Raw genomic sequence first — 17,267 nt, forward strand, 5'->3', positions numbered from 1 at the left:
TGATCGTGACGAGTTTGTGACCGCTTTCAGTGCGCGTACTCCTGGACACCCCGGTTAACGTCCTCTCACGTTTTGGGAGGTGGACGAGACCTCCCGGGGAGGCGTGCGCACGCAATAACTGCGGCGACGCCGGGGAAAGGCGGGAGAGACTGATGTCGCGATCACTGGTTGCGTGGGTGGCATTGCCAGCCGCGCTGGCCATGACGCTCAGCGCATGCGGCGGCGGTGGCGGTTCGAACACCTCCGCGGGCAAGGAGAACCCGGACGGCACGGTGTCCATCTACGGCACCGAGCCCAAGAGCACCCTGTTCCCGGCCAACACGACCGAGGCCGGCGGTGGCAAGGTCACCGACTCGCTGTTCTCGCGTCTGGTCGGCTACAAGCCGGAAGACGGCGCGCCCTACAACTTGATGGCCGAGTCGATCACCTCGAGTGACGCCAAGGTCTACAACATCAAGATCAAGCAGGGCTGGAAGTTCCACGACGGCACCGAGGTCAAGGCGAAGAACTTCGTCGACGCCTGGAACTACGCCGCGTACGCGCCGAACGGCCAGCAGGCTGCGTCGTTCTTCGCCCCGATCGCGGGCTTCGAGGACGTCCACCCGGCCGACGAGAACGCCAAGCCGGCCAAGGACAAGATGTCCGGCCTCGAGCTCGTGGGCGACTACGAGTTCAAGGTCACCCTGAACGGTCCGACCTCGGTCTTCACCGCGATGATCGGCTACACGCCGTTCGCGCCGATGGCCGACTCGTTCTTCGCGGACCCGAAGGCCGCCGAGGCCAAGCCGATCGGCAACGGCCCGCTCAAGTTCGTCTCCCGCACGCCGAACGCGCTGATCAAGATGGAGCGCTTCGACGACTACAAGGGCGAGGACAAGGTCCACTTCAAGACCTTGGACTACAAGATCTACTCCTCCCAGGAGACCGCGTACCAGGACCTGGTCGCGGGCAAGCTGGACTTCATGGAGGCCCTGCCCCCGTCGGCCAAGGTCGGCGAGAAGTACAAGGCCGACCTGGGCGAGCAGGTCGTGAACGCGAACCTGCTGGGTCAGAGCGCGATCGCGTTCCCGCAGTACATCCCGGCGTTCAAGAACCTGAAGCTGCGCCAGGCCGTCTCGATGGCCATCAACCGGGAGCAGATCACCAAGACCGTGCTGGCCGGCTCGTACGTGCCGTCCACCAGCTACGTCTCGCCCGGCATCAAGGGCTACCGTCCGGACACCTGCGGTGAGTACTGCAAGTTCAACCCGGAGAAGGCCAAGCAGCTGTTCCAGGAGTCGGGTTTCACCGGCAAGCTGACCATCCAGTCCAACCAGGACGGTGGCCGCAAGGAGCCGCTCGAGGCCGCGTGCAACAGCATCAAGCAGACGCTGGGTGTTGAGTGCGAGTTCGTCGGTGCCACCAACTTCGGTGCGTTCCGCCAGATCGTCGACGGCAAGCAGCTGACCGGCATGAGCCGTTCGGACTGGTCGGCCGACTACCCGTCGATCGAGAACTTCCTCAACCCGCTGTACCGCACGGGTGGTTCGTCCAACGACTCGAACTACTCGAACCCCGCGGTCGACGCGCTGCTGAAGAAGGCCGACGAGACGGCCAACGAGGACGAGGCGATCAAGCTCTACCAGCAGGCCGAGGACCTCATCGCCAAGGACATGCCGTCCATGCCGACCTGGAACGAGAAGGGCATCGGTGGTCGTTCGAAGAACCTGACCGCCGCCAAGATGTCGTTCAAGCGCCAGGGTGTGCTCGAGTCGTTCCGCGTCAAGGCCTGATTGCCGAACACCTGAGTACTGACTGACCCGTCCGGCCCTGCGTCCGTCGAGCGATCACGGGCGTGGGGCCGGAGCGGTGTCCAGGCTCAGGGGCGCCCCCACCACGCAAGGAGCCGACCTAATGGGTCGCTATGTGCTGCGCCGTCTGCTGCAGCTGATACCGGTCTTCCTCGGGACCACTTTTCTGATCTACGCCCTGGTCTGGGCGATTCCGCAGGACCCCTTCGCGGGCAAGTGCGGTCAGCGGCCGTGTGACCCGGCCTACATCGCCGAGATGAGCCAGAAGCTCAACCTCAACGACCCGTTGCTGATCCAGTACTTCAAGTACCTCGGCAACCTGCTCGTCGGGGACTTCGGCACCACCTTCAACGGCGTGTCCGTCGGTGAGCAGATCGCCACCTCGTGGCCGATCACGCTCAAGATGGGCATCATCGCGTTGATCATCGAGGCCATCATCGGCATCACCGCCGGCATCCTCACCGGTCTGCGCAAGCAGGGCTTCCTGGACAACCTGGTCCTGGTCTCGACCCTGTTCCTGATCTCGCTGCCGGTGTTCGTCACCGGTTTCGTCCTGCGCCTCTACCTCGGCCCGCAGGGCTTCGACATCATGGACACCTCGGTCAGCTCCGATCCGACGATCGGTGAGCTGATCCTGCCCGGCTTCGTGCTCGGCAGCCTTTCGATGGCGTACGTGGCCAGGCTGACCCGTACGAGCATCGTCGAGAACCGGCGCGCCGACTACGTGCGCACGGCCATCGCCAAGGGCCAGCCGCAGACCCGCGTCGTCGGCATCCACCTGCTGCGCAACTCGCTGATCCCGGTGATCACGTTCCTCGGCACCGACCTCGGTAGCCTCATGGGTGGCGCGATCGTCACCGAGGGCGTCTTCAACATCAACGGCATCGGTGGCCTGATCTTCCGCGGCATCCAGGAGAAGGAAGGCGTCATGGTCACGGGCATCGTGACCCTGCTGGTGCTGGTCTACCTGCTGGCGAGCCTGCTCGTCGACCTCCTGTACGCCGTTCTCGACCCGAGGATTCGCTATGAGTGACCCAGGATCCGTGTCCGGCGGCACCGGACTCGAGGCGTCCGCGGCGGCCGGTGTCGACCAGCTCAGCCACGTCGACGACTCGTCGCAGAAGCAGCGCAGGCCGCGCTCCCTGTGGAGTGACGCGTGGGGCGAGCTGCGCCGCAAGCCTACGTTCATCGTGTCGCTGGTGATCATCGCGGTCATCGTGCTGATGGCGATCTGGCCGACGCTGTTCACGTCGGTCGACCCGCGCCACGCCGACCTCGACAAGTCGCTCCAGTCGCCGTCCGGCGACGCGTGGTTCGGGTACGACCTGCAGGGCTACGACGTCTACGCCCGCGCGATGCACGGCGCCCGCGCGTCGTTGCTGGTGGGCATCTTCGCCACGCTGCTGACCGTGCTGATCGGCTCGTTCGTCGGCATTGTCGCCGGCTACGCGAAGACGTGGCTCGACAGCCTGTTGTCCCGGTTCGCCGACATCTTCGCCGGCATTCCGTTCGTGCTCGGCGCGATCGTCATCCTGACGACGCTGAACGCGCCTTCGGAGAACCCCGGCGTCGTCCGGATCGTCACGCAGGTGGTGCTCTCGATCGCGGTGCTGTCGTGGCCGGTCGCGATGCGCATCATGCGTTCCGCGACGCTGGTGGCGAAGCAGCAGGACTACGTCAAGGCAGCGCGTGGCCTGGGTGCCTCGCCGCTGCGGATCGTGTTCCGGCACCTGCTGCCCAACACGGTCGCGCCGGTGATGGTGTACGCGACGATCGCCCTGGGTGCCTTCATCGGTGCAGAGGCGACGCTGGCGTTCCTCGGCATCGGCCTGCGTCCGCCGGTCGTGTCGTGGGGCGTGATGATCTCGGAGTCCCGCGACTACTTCCAGTCGGCACCGCACATGCTGCTGTTCCCCGCAGGCTTCGTCACGATCACCGTGCTGGCCTTCGTCATGCTCGGCGACGCCGTGCGCGACGCACTCGACCCCAAGTCCCGATAGGGAGATCTCGTGACTCAGCCATTGCTGGAGGTCGAGGATCTCCACGTGGAATTCCGCACCCGTGACGGTGTCGCGAAGGTGCTCAACGGCGTTTCGTACCAAGTCTCGGCGGGTGAAACCCTTGCGGTGCTGGGTGAATCCGGCTCCGGCAAGTCCGTGACCGCGCAGACGATCATGGGCATCCTGGACATGCCGCCCGCGTTCATCACCAAGGGCACGATCAAGTTCCGTGGTGAGGACCTGCTGACCAAGTCGGCGGACGATCGGCGTGAGGTTCGTGGCGAGGGTATCGCCATGATCTTCCAGGACGCGCTGTCCGCGCTGAACCCCGTGTTCACGGTCGGGTTCCAGATCGAGGAGCAGCTGAAGGTCCGCCGCGGGATGTCCAAAGCGGACGCTCGCAAGCGCGCGGTCGAGCTCCTCGACCAGGTCAAGATCCCGAACGCGAAGGGCCGCATCTCGGACTACCCGCACCAGTTCTCCGGCGGTATGCGGCAGCGCGCGATGATCGCGATGTCGCTGGCGCTCGACCCGGAGCTGCTTATCGCGGACGAGCCCACGACCGCGCTGGACGTCACCGTGCAGGCCCAGATCATGGACCTGCTGGCGGAGATCCAGAAGGAACGCGACATGGGCATGATCCTGATCACCCACGACCTCGGCGTGGTCGCCGACGTCGCGGACCGGATCTCGGTCATGTACGCGGGCCGCATCGTCGAGCACGCCGACGTGTACGAGCTGTTCCGCGCGCCGGGCCACCCGTACACCGAGTCGCTGCTCGAGTCGTTGCCGCGCCTGGACCAGAAGGGCCAGGAGCTCAAGACGATCAAGGGCCTGCCGCCGTCGCTCACCAACATCCCGCCCGGCTGCCCGTTCAACCCGCGCTGCCCGCGCGCGTTCGACCGGTGCGTCTCCGAGGTGCCCGCAGTGCACAACCTCGGCATGGGCCGCACCAGCCGGTGCCACATCGCGGAGGAGGTTGTCGCTCGTGGCTGAGCCAATCCTCGAGGTCGAGAACCTCGTCAAGCACTTCCCGGTCCGCGTCGGCGTGCTGTTCAAGCGCACCGTGGGCCACGTCAAGGCCGTCGACGGCGTCTCCTTCTCGCTGCAGAAGGGCGAAACCCTCGGCGTCGTGGGCGAGTCGGGCTGCGGCAAGTCCACGTTGGCCCAGGTGCTGATGCGCCTGGAACCGCCGACGTCGGGCATGGCGCGCTTCGAGGGCCGCGACATGTTCGCGATGAAGGGCGCGGAGCTGCGCAAGCTGCGCCGCGACATCCAGATCGTGCTGCAGGACCCGTACACGTCGCTGAACCCGCGCATGACGGTCGGCGACATCGTCGGCGAGCCGTACGAGATCCACACCGAGGTGGCGCCGAAGGGCGACCGGCGGCGCAAGGTCCAGGAGCTCCTGGAGATCGTCGGCCTGAACCCGGAGCACATCAACCGGTACCCGCACCAGTTCTCCGGCGGCCAGCGCCAGCGCATCGGCATCGCCCGCGCGCTCGCGTTGAAGCCCAAGGTGATCGTGTGCGACGAGCCGGTGTCCGCGCTGGACGTGTCGATCCAGGCGCAGGTGATGAACCTGCTGGGCGACCTGCAGAGCGAAATGGGTCTGTCGTACGTGTTCATCGCGCACGACCTGTCGGTGGTGCGCCACCTGTCCGACCGCGTCGCGGTGATGTACCTCGGCAAGATCGTGGAGATCGGCACCGAGGACGACATCTACGAGCGCCCGATGCACCCGTACACGCAGGCCCTGCTGTCCGCGGTGCCGGTGCCGGACCCGACCCAGCGCGGCCGGCGTGACGTCATCCGCCTGACGGGTGACGTGCCGTCGCCGATCGACCCGCCGTCGGGCTGCCGGTTCCGCACGCGGTGCTGGAAGGCGCAGGACATCTGCGCGACCGAGGTGCCGGAGCTGGTGCCGCGCAACGGGGGCCACCCCGCGGCGTGCCACTTCGCCGAGGAGCGCGCGGTCGTCTGAGTTTCACCCGGTAGAGGGGTCGTGCCTGCGGGCGCGGCCCCTCTACCGTTCTCGAACGCGGGTGAGCGCGTCGGTGCTAGCTTGGTTCCGGCGTTGACGATCTATCCGGGGAGCAGGCATGTCCGAGCCTGATGACGGTGTCATCCCTCCACCTCCTCCGAACTTCCCGCCCGAAACTCCGTGGGAGCACGACTACGACGAGCAGGACGTGGACCCCCGTCTGGTTCCAGGGCAGCAGTTCGGCCACCCGCCCTCGTTCCACGACTCGGAGCGTCTGCAGCCGCCTCCCGTGTCCGGCAGCATCGACTAGTGGTGCCGCAGACGATCGGGGCACTGGCCTCGTTCCTCGCCCTGGTCGCGCCCGGCATCGTCTTCGAGCTCCTGAGGGAACAGCGGCGAGCGGGCCCCAAGGAGACGGTCTTCCGCGAGGCGTCGCGCGTCGCGCTCAGCAGCCTCGCCTTCACCGTGGCGTCGACCGCGATCCTGCTCGGCGTGCACGCCGCCGCCGCGAAATGGTTCGGCTGGCGGCTGTTCGTCGACCTGACGGCGCTGGTCGCCAAGCCCGACTACGTGAAGCAGAACGTGGCGCTGGTCGCGTACAGCGCGGTCGCGGAGCTGGTGCTGGCGTGTGCGCTGGCGGTGGCGTTCGACACCGTGCTGGCCCGCAGGCGACGCCAGCCGCGCTCGCTGGGCAAGCAGTCGGCGTGGGTCAGGGTGTTCCGGGAGGACCGTCCACCGAACACGTCGTGCTGGGTGCACGTGATGCTGGAGGACGGCAACTCGTTCTTCGGCTTCCTGCGCTCCTACGACGCGGCCGGCGACCCGGACACCCGCGAGATCGTGCTGGAAGGCGTCAAGATGACCTACGTCGGCGAGCCGGTGTCCGGTGGCGACGAGAAGAAGGTCACGGTCATCGGGCAGGACTGGGAACGGGTGGTCATCCCCGGCTCGCGCATCAGGTTTCTGCGCGTGCAGTACCTCGACGCCGAGTCGGGCGAACGGGTCGACTCGGCTCGGCGCCCACCTCGTGAGGTCTCCGCAGACGCAGCAGGTCGAACGCCCGTCGCGCAGGTGCCCGCCCCAGAAACTCCTTGATCGCCAGCGCGCACTCGCGCGGACGGCGATGCTCGACCTGCCGGAGCCGTCGAGAACGATCACTGCTTGGCGAGGTCCGTGAGTGACACGCCGGGCGCCACCTCGCGCTCGCCGACCTCCACGAACCCGCGCTTGCGGTACAGCCGCAACGCCGGCTCGTTCTTCGCGCCGGTGCTGACGGTCTGCGGACCGTCCGGCAGCGCGTCGAGCAGCTTCGTCGCGATGCCACGGCGATGCGCCCGCGGATGCACGACCAACCGGCAGATGTCCACAGTGGACCCGTCGAGCTGGTACGACACCGCGCCGACGAGTCCCTCGGGGTCGTACAGCCCGAGGAACGTCTCGCCGCACGCCCGGAGTTCCGCAGGCGACTCGTGCAGCGGCGGAATGCCGTCGAAGCCGATGATCTCGGCCTCGACGGCATAAGCCAGCCGCTGCACCGTCCACAGCTCGTGCAGGACGGTGTCGTCGGACAGGTCCAGGATCACGTGTTGGACGAGTTCCGCACGAACGCCGCCAGGTCCTCGGACTGCTGCAGGCGCGAGGGCTCGTGCACGTACATCATGTGGCCCGCCGGGTAGTAGGCCGACTCGATGTTCGCGGTGAGCTCCTTCGGGATCTGCAGGTGCGCGATCAGGTGCTCGGCCGCGAAGTACGGCGTGGCGCCGTCGTACCAGCCGAACGCGACGTGGACCTTCAGGTGCGGGTTCGCGCGCATCGCCGCCGAGAGCTTGCCGGCCGTGGTGACGTGGCGGCCCTCGAACTCCTTGTACGACCACTTCTCGATGGCCGACCAGGCGAGGGTCTCGTACGGCAGGTCGTTGGAGTAGCCGAGCTCGGCGTGCAGGTAGTGGTTGATCGCCGCCGAGTACGGGCCGAGGATCGCGTCGATGGACGGGTCGGCGGAGATCTCCTCGCGCCCGTAGTCCTTGTCCCACCCGGTGAAGCGGCCGTCGAGGCGGCCCACGGTCTTGCGGTCGCGACGCAGCAGCTCGGTGAAGAATCGGATGTGCTCGATGCGCAGGTCGACCGCGTCGACGTACTCCTCGGACAGACCGGTCAGCCGTGCGATCTTCTCGATCGTCGCGGCCCGCTCGACGTCCGAGAGCCGGTTGCCGCGGGCCAGCGCGTAGGGGTAGTCGCGCGAGGCGAACTCCTCGGCCTCCGCGAGCACCTCCTTGAGCGGCCGGTCGCCGTGCAGGCCGTGGTAGTGCGCGATGGCCGCGTACGTGGGCAGGAAGAGCGTGTAGCCGAGGTCGTGGCCCTCGTTGAACTCCAACGTGGCGAAGTCCAGCACCGAGGAGATCAGCATGAGCCCGTTGACGTACATGCCGTGCTTCTTCTGCAGGTGCTCGGCCAGACCGGCGGCGCGCAGGGTGCCGTACGACTCGCCGCAGATGAACTTCGGCGACATCCACCGGCCGTTGCGCGACGTCCACAGCCGGATGATCTCGGCGATGGAGTCGATGTCGGGCTGGTAGCCGTGGTAGCTGGCGGGCTTCTCGCCCTGCGCGGCCCGCGAGAACCCGGTCGACACCGGGTCGATGAACACGAGGTCGCTCTCGGAGAGCAGCGACTCCTCGTTGTCCGCGAGCCCGTACGGCGGCGCGGTCAGGTTGCCGACGTCGCCGCTCAGCACGCGGCGCGGTCCGAGGACGCCCATGTGCAGCCAGAGGCTCGCGGAGCCGGGCCCGCCGTTGAACGCGAACGTCACCGGCCTCTTCAACGGGTCGGCGCCGTCGAGCGTGTAGGTCGTGATGAACACCTCGGCCTTGGGCTTGTGGCCCTCGAACACGCCGTCCTTGAGCACTTCTTCTTTGAGCACGACACGCCCGGCGGTGGCGGTGTAGTTCAGCTCGCGGCCCTTGACGGTGATGCTGTGCTGGGTGGTGACCAGGTCATCAGCAGGAGGCTCGGGCTTCTCTGCGGTCTTCTCCTCGGACATGGGAGCAACACTACGGAACTCGACGATCGAATTACGGCCTGCCGAGCGTGCCCGCGCCTCGTCGCGTGGCGCGAGTCCGTGGCGTCCGTGAAACGTGCCGCCTTCCAGGACTGGGACTACTGGGGCAAACCGGTACCGGGCTTCGGCCCCATGGACGCTTCGCTGCTGATCGTGGGCCTCGCCCCGGCCGCACACGGCGGGAACCGGACCGGACGGATGTTCACCGGCGATCCGTCCGGGGACTTCCTCTACCGGGCGCTGTACGAGGTGGGGCTCGCCTCCCAGCCGCACGCCTGGGCGCGGGACGACGGCATGGAGCTCCGCGGCGTGCGGATGGCATCGCCCGTGCGGTGCGCGCCACCGGAGAACAAGCCGACGCCAGAGGAACGGGACCGGTGCTCGCCGTTCCTGCGCGAGGAGCTCGGGCTGCTGAAGAACCTGCGGTCGGTGGTGGTCCTCGGCGGGTTCGGCTGGAAGGCGTTCCTGCCGTTGCTGGGGCCGGAGCGGCCGAAGTTCGGGCACGGGGTGGAGGTGGAGATCGGCGGGCTGCGGGTGTTCGGGTGCTACCACGTGTCGCCGCACAACACCTACACCGGCAAGCTCACCCAGGAGATGCTCCAGGACGTGCTCAGGCGGGCTATTTCCACACCCTGACGCCGATCGTCATCTTCCCCGGCCCGCTGATCTTGTCGACCTCCAGGCGCCCGACCCGGTGCTCTGCGGTGCCGAAGCACCCCTTGGTGCCCTGCTTCACGCTCAGGGACCGCTGGCCGGGGTTGCGGTTCAGCAGGTCCACGCACTGCTGACGGTCCGGCAGCCCCGGCTTGGACCACTCGACGAACTCGGTGCCGGCGATCTCGTTGGCGGCGCAGCTGAGCTGGCACACCAGGCCGATGTCGCCCGCCGGCTGCCGGGTGGGCGGGGACGTGTCCAGCGTGTAGGCCAGCTGGAACGCCTCGCCGTCCAGCGTCAGGTTGCCCTCCCACCAGACCTGGGGTTCGTCGGGAGGTGAGGACGAAGACGTGGTCGTGGTCGTGGTCTCCGCTGAAGTCGTACGGGACGTAGTGGGGCCGGATGTCGTCGAGCCTGAGGAAGTGGGCTGCTGACCGTCACCGCGGAACCAGAACGACAGCCCGACACCCAAGCCGATCAGCAGCAACGCCGCCAGCACCAGCGCGAGCGCGACGCGCCTCCGGCGCCGAGCCGAGACGTGCTTGGCGACCGTGGAGCAGATCTTGGCGAGGTCGTCGTCGGCATGATGAAGCGGCAGCCGCAGGCCCTGGGCGGTGCGCAGCCTCGAGATGTCCCGCGGCAGGTCGACGAGGTCCTCCGGGTTTGCCCCCTCGGTGAACACCGGGATCACCCGCACCCCGCACTCGTAGGCGGTGGCGAGCTCGCGCCGGATCCAGTCCCTCTCGTCGTCGATCCGACGCATCCCGTCCGAGTCCCTGGCCAGCCAGTTCGGGCCGATCACCGCGAGCAGCACCTTCGACTCGCGCACATTGCGGAGCAGTTCGAGCACGTAGTCATCACCGGGCTGGATGCTCTTCTCGTCGAAGAACACCTGCTGCCCGAACAGCGGCTGCAGCCTGTCGTACAGCAGCCGGGCGGCGTAGTTGGAGTCCGCACCGCGGTAGTTGATGAAGACGTCGGCCGCCACACTCGTAAGTTAGCCAAAGGATCATCCCAACGGTGGCGTTCCGTGTCAGGCTGGCTCACATGAAGTGGTGGCGGGCCGGGGTTGCGGTGGCGGCGCTGCTGATCGTCGTCGTCGCGGCCAGCGGTTCGTCGCCGGTCACGCTCGTCAACCGGCTGAACGACCGCCCGCCGCCGCAGAACCGCGAACCGTCGCTGGACGTACCGCTCCCGCAGGAGCTGCCGCACGTCGTGGCCGTGCCGTTCACGTTCTTCCTGCTGATCCTGGTCGGTCTGGTCCTCTTCGGACTGGTCGGCATCATCCTCGCCCTCGAAGTGCCGCGCTGGCGCCGTCGTCGTGGCGTGCGCGGCGTGGAGATCGAGGAGTTCGACGTCGACGCGTCCGTGCCGGCGATCCGGCGAGTGGAGAAGGCGTTGCAGGAGTTCACCGCCCACCCGCACCGGCCGCCGCGCGACGCCGTGATCGCGGCCTGGCTCGCGCTGGAGGAGGCCGAGCCCCGCAAGCCGCACCAGACGCCCACCGAGTTCACCGAGAAGCTCGGCGTGGACGCCACCGTGCTCAAGAACCTCTACCAACGCGCGCGGTTCGGGCACGAGGAAGTGACGGCCGAGCAAGCTCAACAGGCGCAACGGGAACTGAGCCGCATCGTCCGGGAGCTCGCATGAGAACCGCACTGGCACTGGGCGTCGGGGTGATCATCGGGGTCGCCATCTGGCTGCTGGGCGCCGATCCGTTCTGGGCGACGGCGCTGGCCGTGCCACCGACCGCGTTCGGTGTGCTGATCACGAGGCTGCCGCGCGCGACGGACATCGTGTGGAGTGCCGACCCGCCGGCGCCCGGCTCGATCAGCACCGCGCACGCCAGCACGCTCGCGTCCCGGCTGGCGGAGGCGGCGGAGAACCCGCGGCGCTACCAGGAACGGTTCCGCGCCCGGCTGCAACGACTGGGGATCGACGCATCCGAACTGCCCGCCCCGGAAGAACTCGCCGAACGGCTCAGGAGGGTTGAGTGAGCATTCGCCCAGATTTCGTGTCTCGGGAGGCCAAGGCCGTTCTCGACGAGATCGGCAAGGTCGTCGTGGGGCGCACGCGGACCGTGCGGCTCGCTTTGGCGGCCGTGCTCGCGGGCGGGCACGTGCTGCTGGAGGACGTGCCGGGGCTGGGCAAGACGCTGATCGCGCGGTCGCTCGCGCAGGCGCTCAGCCTCGACTTCCGCCGCCTGCAGTGCACACCGGACCTGTTGCCGGCGGACGTCACCGGATCGTTCCTCTACGACCCCGGCAGCCGCGAGTTCGACTTCCACCAGGGACCCGTGTTCACCGGGCTGCTGCTGGCCGACGAGATCAACCGGACGCCGCCCAAGACGCAGTCCGCGCTGCTGGAAGCCATGCAGGAGCGGCAGGTCACGGTCGAGGGGCGCACCTTCCCGTTGCCGAGGCCGTTCCACGTGCTGGCGACCTCGAACCCGGTCGAGTACGAGGGCACCTACCCGTTGCCGGAGGCGCAGCTCGACCGGTTCCTGGTGCGGCTCGACATCGGTTATCCGCCAGCGGAGGAAGAGGTCGAGGTGCTGCGCCGCCGGATCGCGCGGCAGCAGGAGGAGACCGAGGTATCGCCGGTGCTGGCCGCCGGCCGTCTCGCCGAGCTGCAGCAGGAGCTCGAACAGACCACAGTGGACGATGATCTACTGCGGTACTGCGTCGATCTGGCCGTTGCGACGCGGCAGCACCCGTCGGTGGAGGTCGGTGCGTCGCCGCGAGGTGCGCAGGCTCTCGTGCTCGTCGCTCGCGCCTTGGCCACTTTGGACGGACGTGATTACGTGACGCCTGAGGACGTCAAGGAGTGTGCGGTCGCCGTGCTCTCGCACCGGCTCGTGCTGAAGCCGGAGACGTGGACGTCCGGCGTGAGCGGGGTGCAGGTGGTCACCGACCTGCTCGGCAAGGTTCCCGGCCCGCCCAGCTCATGAGCAGAGCGGACAAGATCAGGGAGGCGTTCGCCCAGTCGCACGGCGCGCACTGGCACGCCACGGACGCGTACTCGCGCGCCGTCTGGCTGGGTGTCGGGCTCGTCGTCGCCGGGATGTTCCTGCACCAGGTCGAGATGGTGCTGTTCGGCGTGCCGCTGGTCCTTTCGGTGCTTTTGACGCACAAGCCGCACGGCAAGCCGACGGTCAGCGTCCGGCCGGTGCCGCGAGGAGCGGGCGCGGGTGTCGTGCACACGGTCGCGCAGGTCGACGGCGCCGACGCGGAGATCGCGGTGATCAAGCTGCCGGGTGGCGTCAAAGCGGTCCCCGCGCACTCGCCCGACCTGCCGGTGGAGATCCGGCGCGACGCGTGGGGTCCTGGCGTGGATCTTCGCCTTGATCATTTGTTTGCCGGACCGGACGGCATGCACGTCTACGGCCCGATCGTCGGCGTTGAGCACGTGCGCACGATCCTGCCGCCGGTCGAGCACCACCCGTCCGGGCCGCTGCCGCCGCGTCCGGCCGGCCTGGTGGGCATCCACCGCTCGCCGCGTGCCGGCGACTCGACCGAACTGCGCGACATCAGGGCGTTCCAGCCCGGTGACCGGCTCAAGCGCATCGACTGGCGGGTGACGACCAGGACCGGCACGGTGCACGTCCGCGAACGGCACGCCGAGGCCGACGCGGAGATCGTGCTGGCGCTCGACACCCGGACGGACGTCGGTGCGGACGTTGCCGCGTGGTCGTCTCCTCATTACGGGGCCACGGCGCGTCCGGACGGCAGCCTGGACCGTGCGGTGCGCCGGGCGGCGTCGATGGCGGCGGGATACCTGCGGCAGGGCGACCGGGTGGCGTTGATGGACCTGAGCCGGCCGCAGCTCAACGTCCGGTCCGGCGTCGGGCGACGGCACCTGATGCGGATCCGCACGCAGCTCGTCGTGTGCGTGCAGGCCGCCGGGTGGGCGTCGCGCGTGGCGTTGCGCAAGCTGCCGCACGGAAGCGTGGTCGTGCTGCTGTCGCCGTTCCTCGACGACGAGATCGCCGAGCTGGCCGTGCAGACGCGCAAACACGGTCACGTCGTACTGGCGATCAACACGCTGCCGTTGCCGCTGAAACCCGACCAGGAGACGCTGTGGGGCGAGGTCGCCGCCGAACTGATCGCGGCGGAGCACCGGCTGCGGCTGGCGCGCATGGCGCAGCACGGGGTGGCGGTGACACGGCAATGCTGATGCGACTGGCGATCCTGCTCGCGGCGGTGCCCGTGGCGCTGATCCTGCACCTGGAGTCCGACACGATCGCACCGCTGATCATCGTGGCGGTGCTGACGATCATCTCCGTGCTGATGCCGGGCAGCGCGGGTCCGGCGTTGCTCATCGGCTACGCGGCGCTCGCGATGGCGTTCGGCGAGGGGCACCCGTTGCGGCTGGGCGTGTGGCTCATGATCCCGGCGCTGCACCTGATTCACGTGACGTCCGCACTCGCGGCGGTCGTTCCGGTGAAAACGAAAATCGAGCTCGCTGCGCTGAAAGCACCAGCACGCCGGTTCGCCATTGTCCAGGCGATCTCTTTCCTTGTCGCGACGTTCGCCACGTTCATCCCATCAGGGCCTGACTTCGGACTCGTCGAGCTGCTCGGACTAGGCTCTCTGACGGTCGTGATCGCGGTCGTGGCGCTGAGGATCTGAATCGCTCCTCTCAGCGAGAACTCCTCAAATCTCGCTCAAGGCGCAGGTCAGTCGCGATGGTGTCCGGCATCACCCGGCGACGGTAGTCACAACAGCCCCTCCGGACGCGCGAAAAAGGGGCTCCTGGTGCGACCATATGTGTATGGCTGCTGTGAAGTCGCAACCCACGCGAATCGTCATTGTCGGCGGTGGGTACGTCGGGATGTACACGGCTCTCGGATTGCAGAAGAAGCTGCGATCCGGTGAGGCCTCGGTCACCGTCATCGACCCGCAGCCGCACATGACCTACCAGCCCTTCCTGCCAGAGGCGGCGGCCGGCTCCATCGAGCCGCGCCACGTCGTCGCTCCTTTGCGCAAGGTGCTCAAGCGCTGCCACGTCGTCACGGGCCGCGTCACCAAGATCGAGCACGCGCGCAAGATCGTGACCGCCGAGCTGTCGGACGGCCACGTCGAGGAGATCGAGTACGACGTGCTCGTCTCCGCGCTGGGTGCGATCTCCCGCACGCTTCCGATCCCCGGCCTGGCCGAGGTCGGCATCGGCATGAAGACGATCGGCGAGGCGATCTACGTCCGCAACCACGTGCTGTCGCGCCTCGACCAGGCCGCGAGCACGAACAACGCGGACCTGCGCAAGAAGCTGCTCAGCTTCGTCGTGATCGGTGGCGGCTTCGCGGGCATCGAGACGCTCGCCGAGCTCGAGGACATGACGCGGTATGCGCTTCGTTACTACGAGGGCGTCAAGCCCGAAGAGATGAACTGGGTGCTCGTCGAGGCAGCGGGCCGGATCATGCCCGAGGTGTCCGCGAAGCTCGGCGCGTGGACCGTCGAGGCGCTGGAGAAGCGCGGCATCAAGATCTATCTCGACACCCGCGTGAAGTCGTTGGAGGGCGGCCACGTCGTCCTGGACGACGGCACCGAGTTCGACTCCGACACGATCATCTGGACCGCCGGCATGAAGGCGAACCCGGTGCTGCGCAACACGGACCTCCCGCTCGACGAGCGCGGCCGCGTCCGGTGCACCGCCGCCATGCAGGTCCAGGGCCTCGACGGCGTGTGGGCCGCCGGTGACTGCTCCGCGGTGCCGGACCTCTCGCGCACCGAGGAGGACCCGACGGCGACGTGCGTGCCCAACGCGCAGCACGCCATCCGTCAGTCGAAGCTGCTCGCGAAGAACATCGTCGCGTCGATGCGCGGCCAGAAGCCGAAGGACTACTTCCACAAGTACCTCGGCTCGGTCGCGGGCCTCGGCCTCTACAAGGGCGTGGCGGACGTGTTCGGCCTGCGCTTCAAGGGCCTGCCCGCGTGGTTCATGCACCGCAGCTACCACGTGGCGTTCATGCCGACCGTCAACCGCAAGCTCCGCGTGCTGATGGACTGGACGCAGGCGCTGTTCTACGGTCGCGAGATCGTGGCGCTCGGCCAGATCAACGACCCCAAGTCGGACTTCGACAGGGCCGTCCAGAGCTGAATGGGTTGTCCTTACTCTCTGTGAGTGGCGAGATGCCCCGAGCGTTATCACGTTCGGGGCATCTCGTTGGTCCAGAGGCGGAACTTGAGCGCCCAATCGGAGTAAAGCTCTGGGGGCTGCCTTGACATTGCGTTACGTGAACCAGAGACTACGGCTGGTGCATCACCTGAATGCGTGATTCGCCTGTGTGGGGAGAGAGGTGATCCGCGATGTCTCTCGAGGAGCTGGCCGCACAGCTTCGCCGTGGCGAGATCGAGGACCCCGCGTTGGCGCAGTACGCCGCAGAGTACGCGCAGGCGGGGCAGAGTTTCCGCAGCAAGAAGGACGATTGAGCAGGTCAGCTGACGGGCGGGTGCCAGGTGCCCCGTCCGAGGCTGCCAGACCTCTGCTGCTCCAGGGTCAGGACTACCTCTTCCGCTCGCCGCCCAAATGCCTGGACTTCCAGGAACAGGTGCACCGCCTCGGCATGGTCGACGAGGGCGACGGCAACCCACAACCCTGTGTGCTCGTACTGGCGCGCGCCGCCGACATGGAGATGAACGAGCTCTCCATCGCATTGGCCGAGCGCGGCATCCGCATGGCCCGCATCGACGCCGACCGCTGCGTCGACCTGCCTCTCTCCGTCTACACCGACCAGCCGTTGATCGAGCTCGACCGCTGGCTGCTGCGCCCGCTGCTGGTGTGGCGCCGCCACTTCGAGCTCTCCGCGGTGCCCGTCGAGCCAGGCACCCTGGCCGGCGCCTACGCGGTCGACCAGTGGGCCTCAGTGGCCAACTGGCTGTCTTCCCGCTCCGACTGGGCACATGTGAACCCATCACGCTTTTCAACCCATCTGGACCGTTTGACGCAGCTTTCCGACGCCTCTTCTTTCGGCCTGCGTGTGCCACGCACGGCCGTGACGACACGTCCGGGCCGTACACGCCCCGGCGGCGGCCGCTGCATCGTCAAGACGGCAGGGCGGCATTTGCTGGAGCCACGCCCCGGCGTGCAGCACGGTCTGTTCCCGCGCCCTCTCGAGACTTCACGCGCCTCGGACGCGCCCGAGCCCGCGCCGGTGATCGTCCAGGAGTACGTGCCGTCCGACACGGAGCTGCGCGTGTTCGTGGTGGGGGAGCGGTGTCTGGCCTATCAGGTCGACAAACTCGACCCGGCCCAACTCTGGGTGGACCCCGACGCCGTGCGCGTGACGCCAACTTCGGTGCCTACTTCTTTGTCGGACCGCTTGCTGGCGTTGGCTCGCCACTGGCGCGTACAGGTGGCGGCGTTCGACCTGCTCGTGACGGGTTCCGACCACGTGTTCCTGGAGATCAACGTCAACTGCGACTGGCGCTGGTTCGAACACCGAGCAGGCGACAACTCGGTCTCCGCAGCCGTCCACGACTGGGTGGCGCTCCGCTTCAAGGAGCTGCTCGGAGCGGGGAGGGCACGCTGATGTTCGGGTCCGTTCGACGCTTACCAGGATGCTCGCTCTAGTCCAATTCGCTGGGCCGTGCGGGCGAGAAACGACCATCCGCTCACACAAGCCGACGATCAAGGCCTAGGCTCCCCGTCGCCCCCGTAGCCCAATCGGTAGAGGCAGGTCCCTTAAAAGGATCACAGTACGGGTTCGAATCCCGTCGGGGGCACCACGCGCTTCACCCACTGGCGATGGTGCTGACCAGCGCAAGCGCTGTCGCATGATG

At 67.7% G+C, this 17,267-nt stretch carries 19 protein-coding genes and 1 tRNA gene; 17 read left to right on the top strand and 3 right to left on the bottom strand.

What is annotated here, in order from left to right:
- Positions 1 to 152 precede the first annotated feature (152 nt).
- The 7 genes from DI276_RS32955 to DI276_RS32985 all read left to right on the top strand — a co-directional run bounded on the left by DI276_RS32955 (position 153) and on the right by DI276_RS32985 (position 6,869).
- Positions 153 to 1,772: a peptide ABC transporter substrate-binding protein gene (locus DI276_RS32955; RefSeq protein WP_112270651.1), complete on the top strand. Its 1,620-nt coding sequence runs from the start codon at positions 153 to 155 to the stop codon at positions 1,770 to 1,772.
- Between the two features lie 121 nt (positions 1,773 to 1,893).
- Positions 1,894 to 2,823, top strand: coding sequence for an ABC transporter permease (locus tag DI276_RS32960; RefSeq protein WP_112270653.1), 930 nt, complete (start codon positions 1,894 to 1,896; stop codon positions 2,821 to 2,823).
- Positions 2,816 to 3,790, top strand: coding sequence for an ABC transporter permease (locus DI276_RS32965; protein ID WP_112270655.1), 975 nt, complete (start codon positions 2,816 to 2,818; stop codon positions 3,788 to 3,790). The genes DI276_RS32960 and DI276_RS32965 overlap by 8 nt, the downstream gene beginning before the upstream one ends.
- Positions 3,791 to 3,799: 9 nt before the next feature.
- Positions 3,800 to 4,786, top strand: coding sequence for an ABC transporter ATP-binding protein (locus tag DI276_RS32970; RefSeq protein WP_112270657.1), 987 nt, complete (start codon positions 3,800 to 3,802; stop codon positions 4,784 to 4,786).
- The gene (locus DI276_RS32975) at positions 4,779 to 5,774 is read left to right on the top strand and encodes an ABC transporter ATP-binding protein (RefSeq protein ID WP_112270659.1); all 996 of its coding nucleotides are present in this window, start codon (positions 4,779 to 4,781) and stop codon (positions 5,772 to 5,774) included. The genes DI276_RS32970 and DI276_RS32975 overlap by 8 nt, the downstream gene beginning before the upstream one ends.
- Positions 5,775 to 5,892: 118 nt before the next feature.
- Positions 5,893 to 6,084, top strand: coding sequence for a hypothetical protein (locus DI276_RS32980; RefSeq protein WP_112270661.1), 192 nt, complete (start codon positions 5,893 to 5,895; stop codon positions 6,082 to 6,084).
- Positions 6,084 to 6,869 carry a DUF6338 family protein gene (locus tag DI276_RS32985; RefSeq protein WP_112270663.1) on the top strand — a complete coding sequence of 262 codons (786 nt, stop codon included), beginning with the start codon at positions 6,084 to 6,086 and terminating at the stop codon, positions 6,867 to 6,869. Before DI276_RS32980 ends, DI276_RS32985 begins: the two co-directional genes overlap by 1 nt.
- 59 nt (positions 6,870 to 6,928) lie before the next feature.
- Here DI276_RS32985 and DI276_RS32990 read toward each other — a convergent pair whose 3' ends face one another.
- Both DI276_RS32990 and DI276_RS32995 read right to left on the bottom strand, forming a co-directional pair.
- Complete coding sequence (locus tag DI276_RS32990) at positions 6,929 to 7,357, bottom strand: GNAT family N-acetyltransferase (RefSeq protein WP_112270665.1); 429 nt, start codon at positions 7,355 to 7,357, stop codon at positions 6,929 to 6,931.
- Positions 7,354 to 8,814, bottom strand: coding sequence for a S10 family peptidase (locus tag DI276_RS32995; RefSeq protein ID WP_112270667.1), 1,461 nt, complete (start codon positions 8,812 to 8,814; stop codon positions 7,354 to 7,356). Before DI276_RS32995 ends, DI276_RS32990 begins: the two co-directional genes overlap by 4 nt.
- A gap of 30 nt (positions 8,815 to 8,844) precedes the next feature.
- On the opposite strand from DI276_RS32995, the gene DI276_RS33000 reads away from it, so the two are divergent.
- Positions 8,845 to 9,468 (top strand): uracil-DNA glycosylase, encoded by a 624-nt coding sequence (locus tag DI276_RS33000; protein WP_232837122.1) that lies wholly within the window; start codon positions 8,845 to 8,847, stop codon positions 9,466 to 9,468.
- Here DI276_RS33000 and DI276_RS33005 read toward each other — a convergent pair.
- Positions 9,452 to 10,474: a toll/interleukin-1 receptor domain-containing protein gene (locus tag DI276_RS33005; protein ID WP_112270669.1), complete on the bottom strand. Its 1,023-nt coding sequence runs from the start codon at positions 10,472 to 10,474 to the stop codon at positions 9,452 to 9,454. The genes DI276_RS33000 and DI276_RS33005 overlap by 17 nt on opposite strands.
- Before the next feature lie 59 nt (positions 10,475 to 10,533).
- Between DI276_RS33005 and DI276_RS33010 the strand changes: the two genes are divergently transcribed.
- The 9 genes from DI276_RS33010 (at position 10,534) to DI276_RS33045 (ending at position 17,213) form a co-directional block, all read left to right on the top strand.
- Complete coding sequence (locus tag DI276_RS33010; protein ID WP_157985086.1) at positions 10,534 to 11,136, top strand: DUF4129 domain-containing protein; 603 nt, start codon at positions 10,534 to 10,536, stop codon at positions 11,134 to 11,136.
- The gene (locus tag DI276_RS33015; RefSeq protein ID WP_112270673.1) at positions 11,133 to 11,483 is read left to right on the top strand and encodes a hypothetical protein; all 351 of its coding nucleotides are present in this window, start codon (positions 11,133 to 11,135) and stop codon (positions 11,481 to 11,483) included. Before DI276_RS33010 ends, DI276_RS33015 begins: the two co-directional genes overlap by 4 nt.
- Positions 11,480 to 12,436: an AAA family ATPase gene (locus DI276_RS33020; protein WP_232837078.1), complete on the top strand. Its 957-nt coding sequence runs from the start codon at positions 11,480 to 11,482 to the stop codon at positions 12,434 to 12,436. The genes DI276_RS33015 and DI276_RS33020 overlap by 4 nt, the downstream gene beginning before the upstream one ends.
- Entirely contained in the window at positions 12,433 to 13,662 is a 1,230-nt protein-coding gene (locus tag DI276_RS33025) for a DUF58 domain-containing protein (RefSeq protein WP_112270675.1), read from the top strand. The genes DI276_RS33020 and DI276_RS33025 overlap by 4 nt, the downstream gene beginning before the upstream one ends.
- Complete coding sequence (locus DI276_RS33030; protein WP_112270677.1) at positions 13,656 to 14,117, top strand: hypothetical protein; 462 nt, start codon at positions 13,656 to 13,658, stop codon at positions 14,115 to 14,117. The genes DI276_RS33025 and DI276_RS33030 overlap by 7 nt, the downstream gene beginning before the upstream one ends.
- 142 nt (positions 14,118 to 14,259) lie before the next feature.
- Positions 14,260 to 15,585, top strand: coding sequence for an NAD(P)/FAD-dependent oxidoreductase (locus DI276_RS33035; RefSeq protein WP_112270679.1), 1,326 nt, complete (start codon positions 14,260 to 14,262; stop codon positions 15,583 to 15,585).
- 209 nt (positions 15,586 to 15,794) lie between these two features.
- Positions 15,795 to 15,917 (top strand): hypothetical protein, encoded by a 123-nt coding sequence (locus DI276_RS53130; RefSeq protein WP_269083663.1) that lies wholly within the window; start codon positions 15,795 to 15,797, stop codon positions 15,915 to 15,917.
- A 134-nt stretch (positions 15,918 to 16,051) separates the two neighbouring features.
- Positions 16,052 to 17,017 (top strand): ATP-grasp domain-containing protein, encoded by a 966-nt coding sequence (locus DI276_RS33040; protein ID WP_232837079.1) that lies wholly within the window; start codon positions 16,052 to 16,054, stop codon positions 17,015 to 17,017.
- A gap of 119 nt (positions 17,018 to 17,136) precedes the next feature.
- Positions 17,137 to 17,213 (top strand) — tRNA-Leu (locus DI276_RS33045).
- The last annotated feature ends 54 nt before the right edge of the window (positions 17,214 to 17,267 follow it).

The sequence above is a fragment of the Lentzea terrae genome (assembly GCF_003265345.1).
Classification (GTDB): Bacteria; Actinomycetota; Actinomycetes; order Mycobacteriales; family Pseudonocardiaceae; genus Lentzea; species Lentzea terrae.

Bases quoted from the DNA above. Each gene is read 5' to 3' on its own strand.
- DI276_RS33035 (WP_112270679.1), top strand. From the start codon at position 14,260: ATGGCTGCTGTGAAGTCGCAACCCACGCGAATCGTCATTGTCGGCGGT.
- DI276_RS33040 (WP_232837079.1), top strand. From the start codon at position 16,052: ATGGTCGACGAGGGCGACGGCAACCCACAACCCTGTGTGCTCGTACTG.
- DI276_RS53130 (WP_269083663.1), top strand. From the start codon at position 15,795: ATGTCTCTCGAGGAGCTGGCCGCACAGCTTCGCCGTGGCGAGATCGAG.
- DI276_RS32980 (WP_112270661.1), top strand. From the start codon at position 5,893: ATGTCCGAGCCTGATGACGGTGTCATCCCTCCACCTCCTCCGAACTTC.
- DI276_RS32965 (WP_112270655.1), top strand. From the start codon at position 2,816: ATGAGTGACCCAGGATCCGTGTCCGGCGGCACCGGACTCGAGGCGTCC.
- DI276_RS32960 (WP_112270653.1), top strand. From the start codon at position 1,894: ATGGGTCGCTATGTGCTGCGCCGTCTGCTGCAGCTGATACCGGTCTTC.
- DI276_RS33010 (WP_157985086.1), top strand. From the start codon at position 10,534: ATGAAGTGGTGGCGGGCCGGGGTTGCGGTGGCGGCGCTGCTGATCGTC.
- DI276_RS33030 (WP_112270677.1), top strand. From the start codon at position 13,656: ATGCTGATGCGACTGGCGATCCTGCTCGCGGCGGTGCCCGTGGCGCTG.
- DI276_RS33015 (WP_112270673.1), top strand. From the start codon at position 11,133: ATGAGAACCGCACTGGCACTGGGCGTCGGGGTGATCATCGGGGTCGCC.
- DI276_RS32995 (WP_112270667.1), bottom strand. From the start codon at position 8,814: ATGTCCGAGGAGAAGACCGCAGAGAAGCCCGAGCCTCCTGCTGATGAC.
- DI276_RS32955 (WP_112270651.1), top strand. From the start codon at position 153: ATGTCGCGATCACTGGTTGCGTGGGTGGCATTGCCAGCCGCGCTGGCC.
- DI276_RS33025 (WP_112270675.1), top strand. From the start codon at position 12,433: ATGAGCAGAGCGGACAAGATCAGGGAGGCGTTCGCCCAGTCGCACGGC.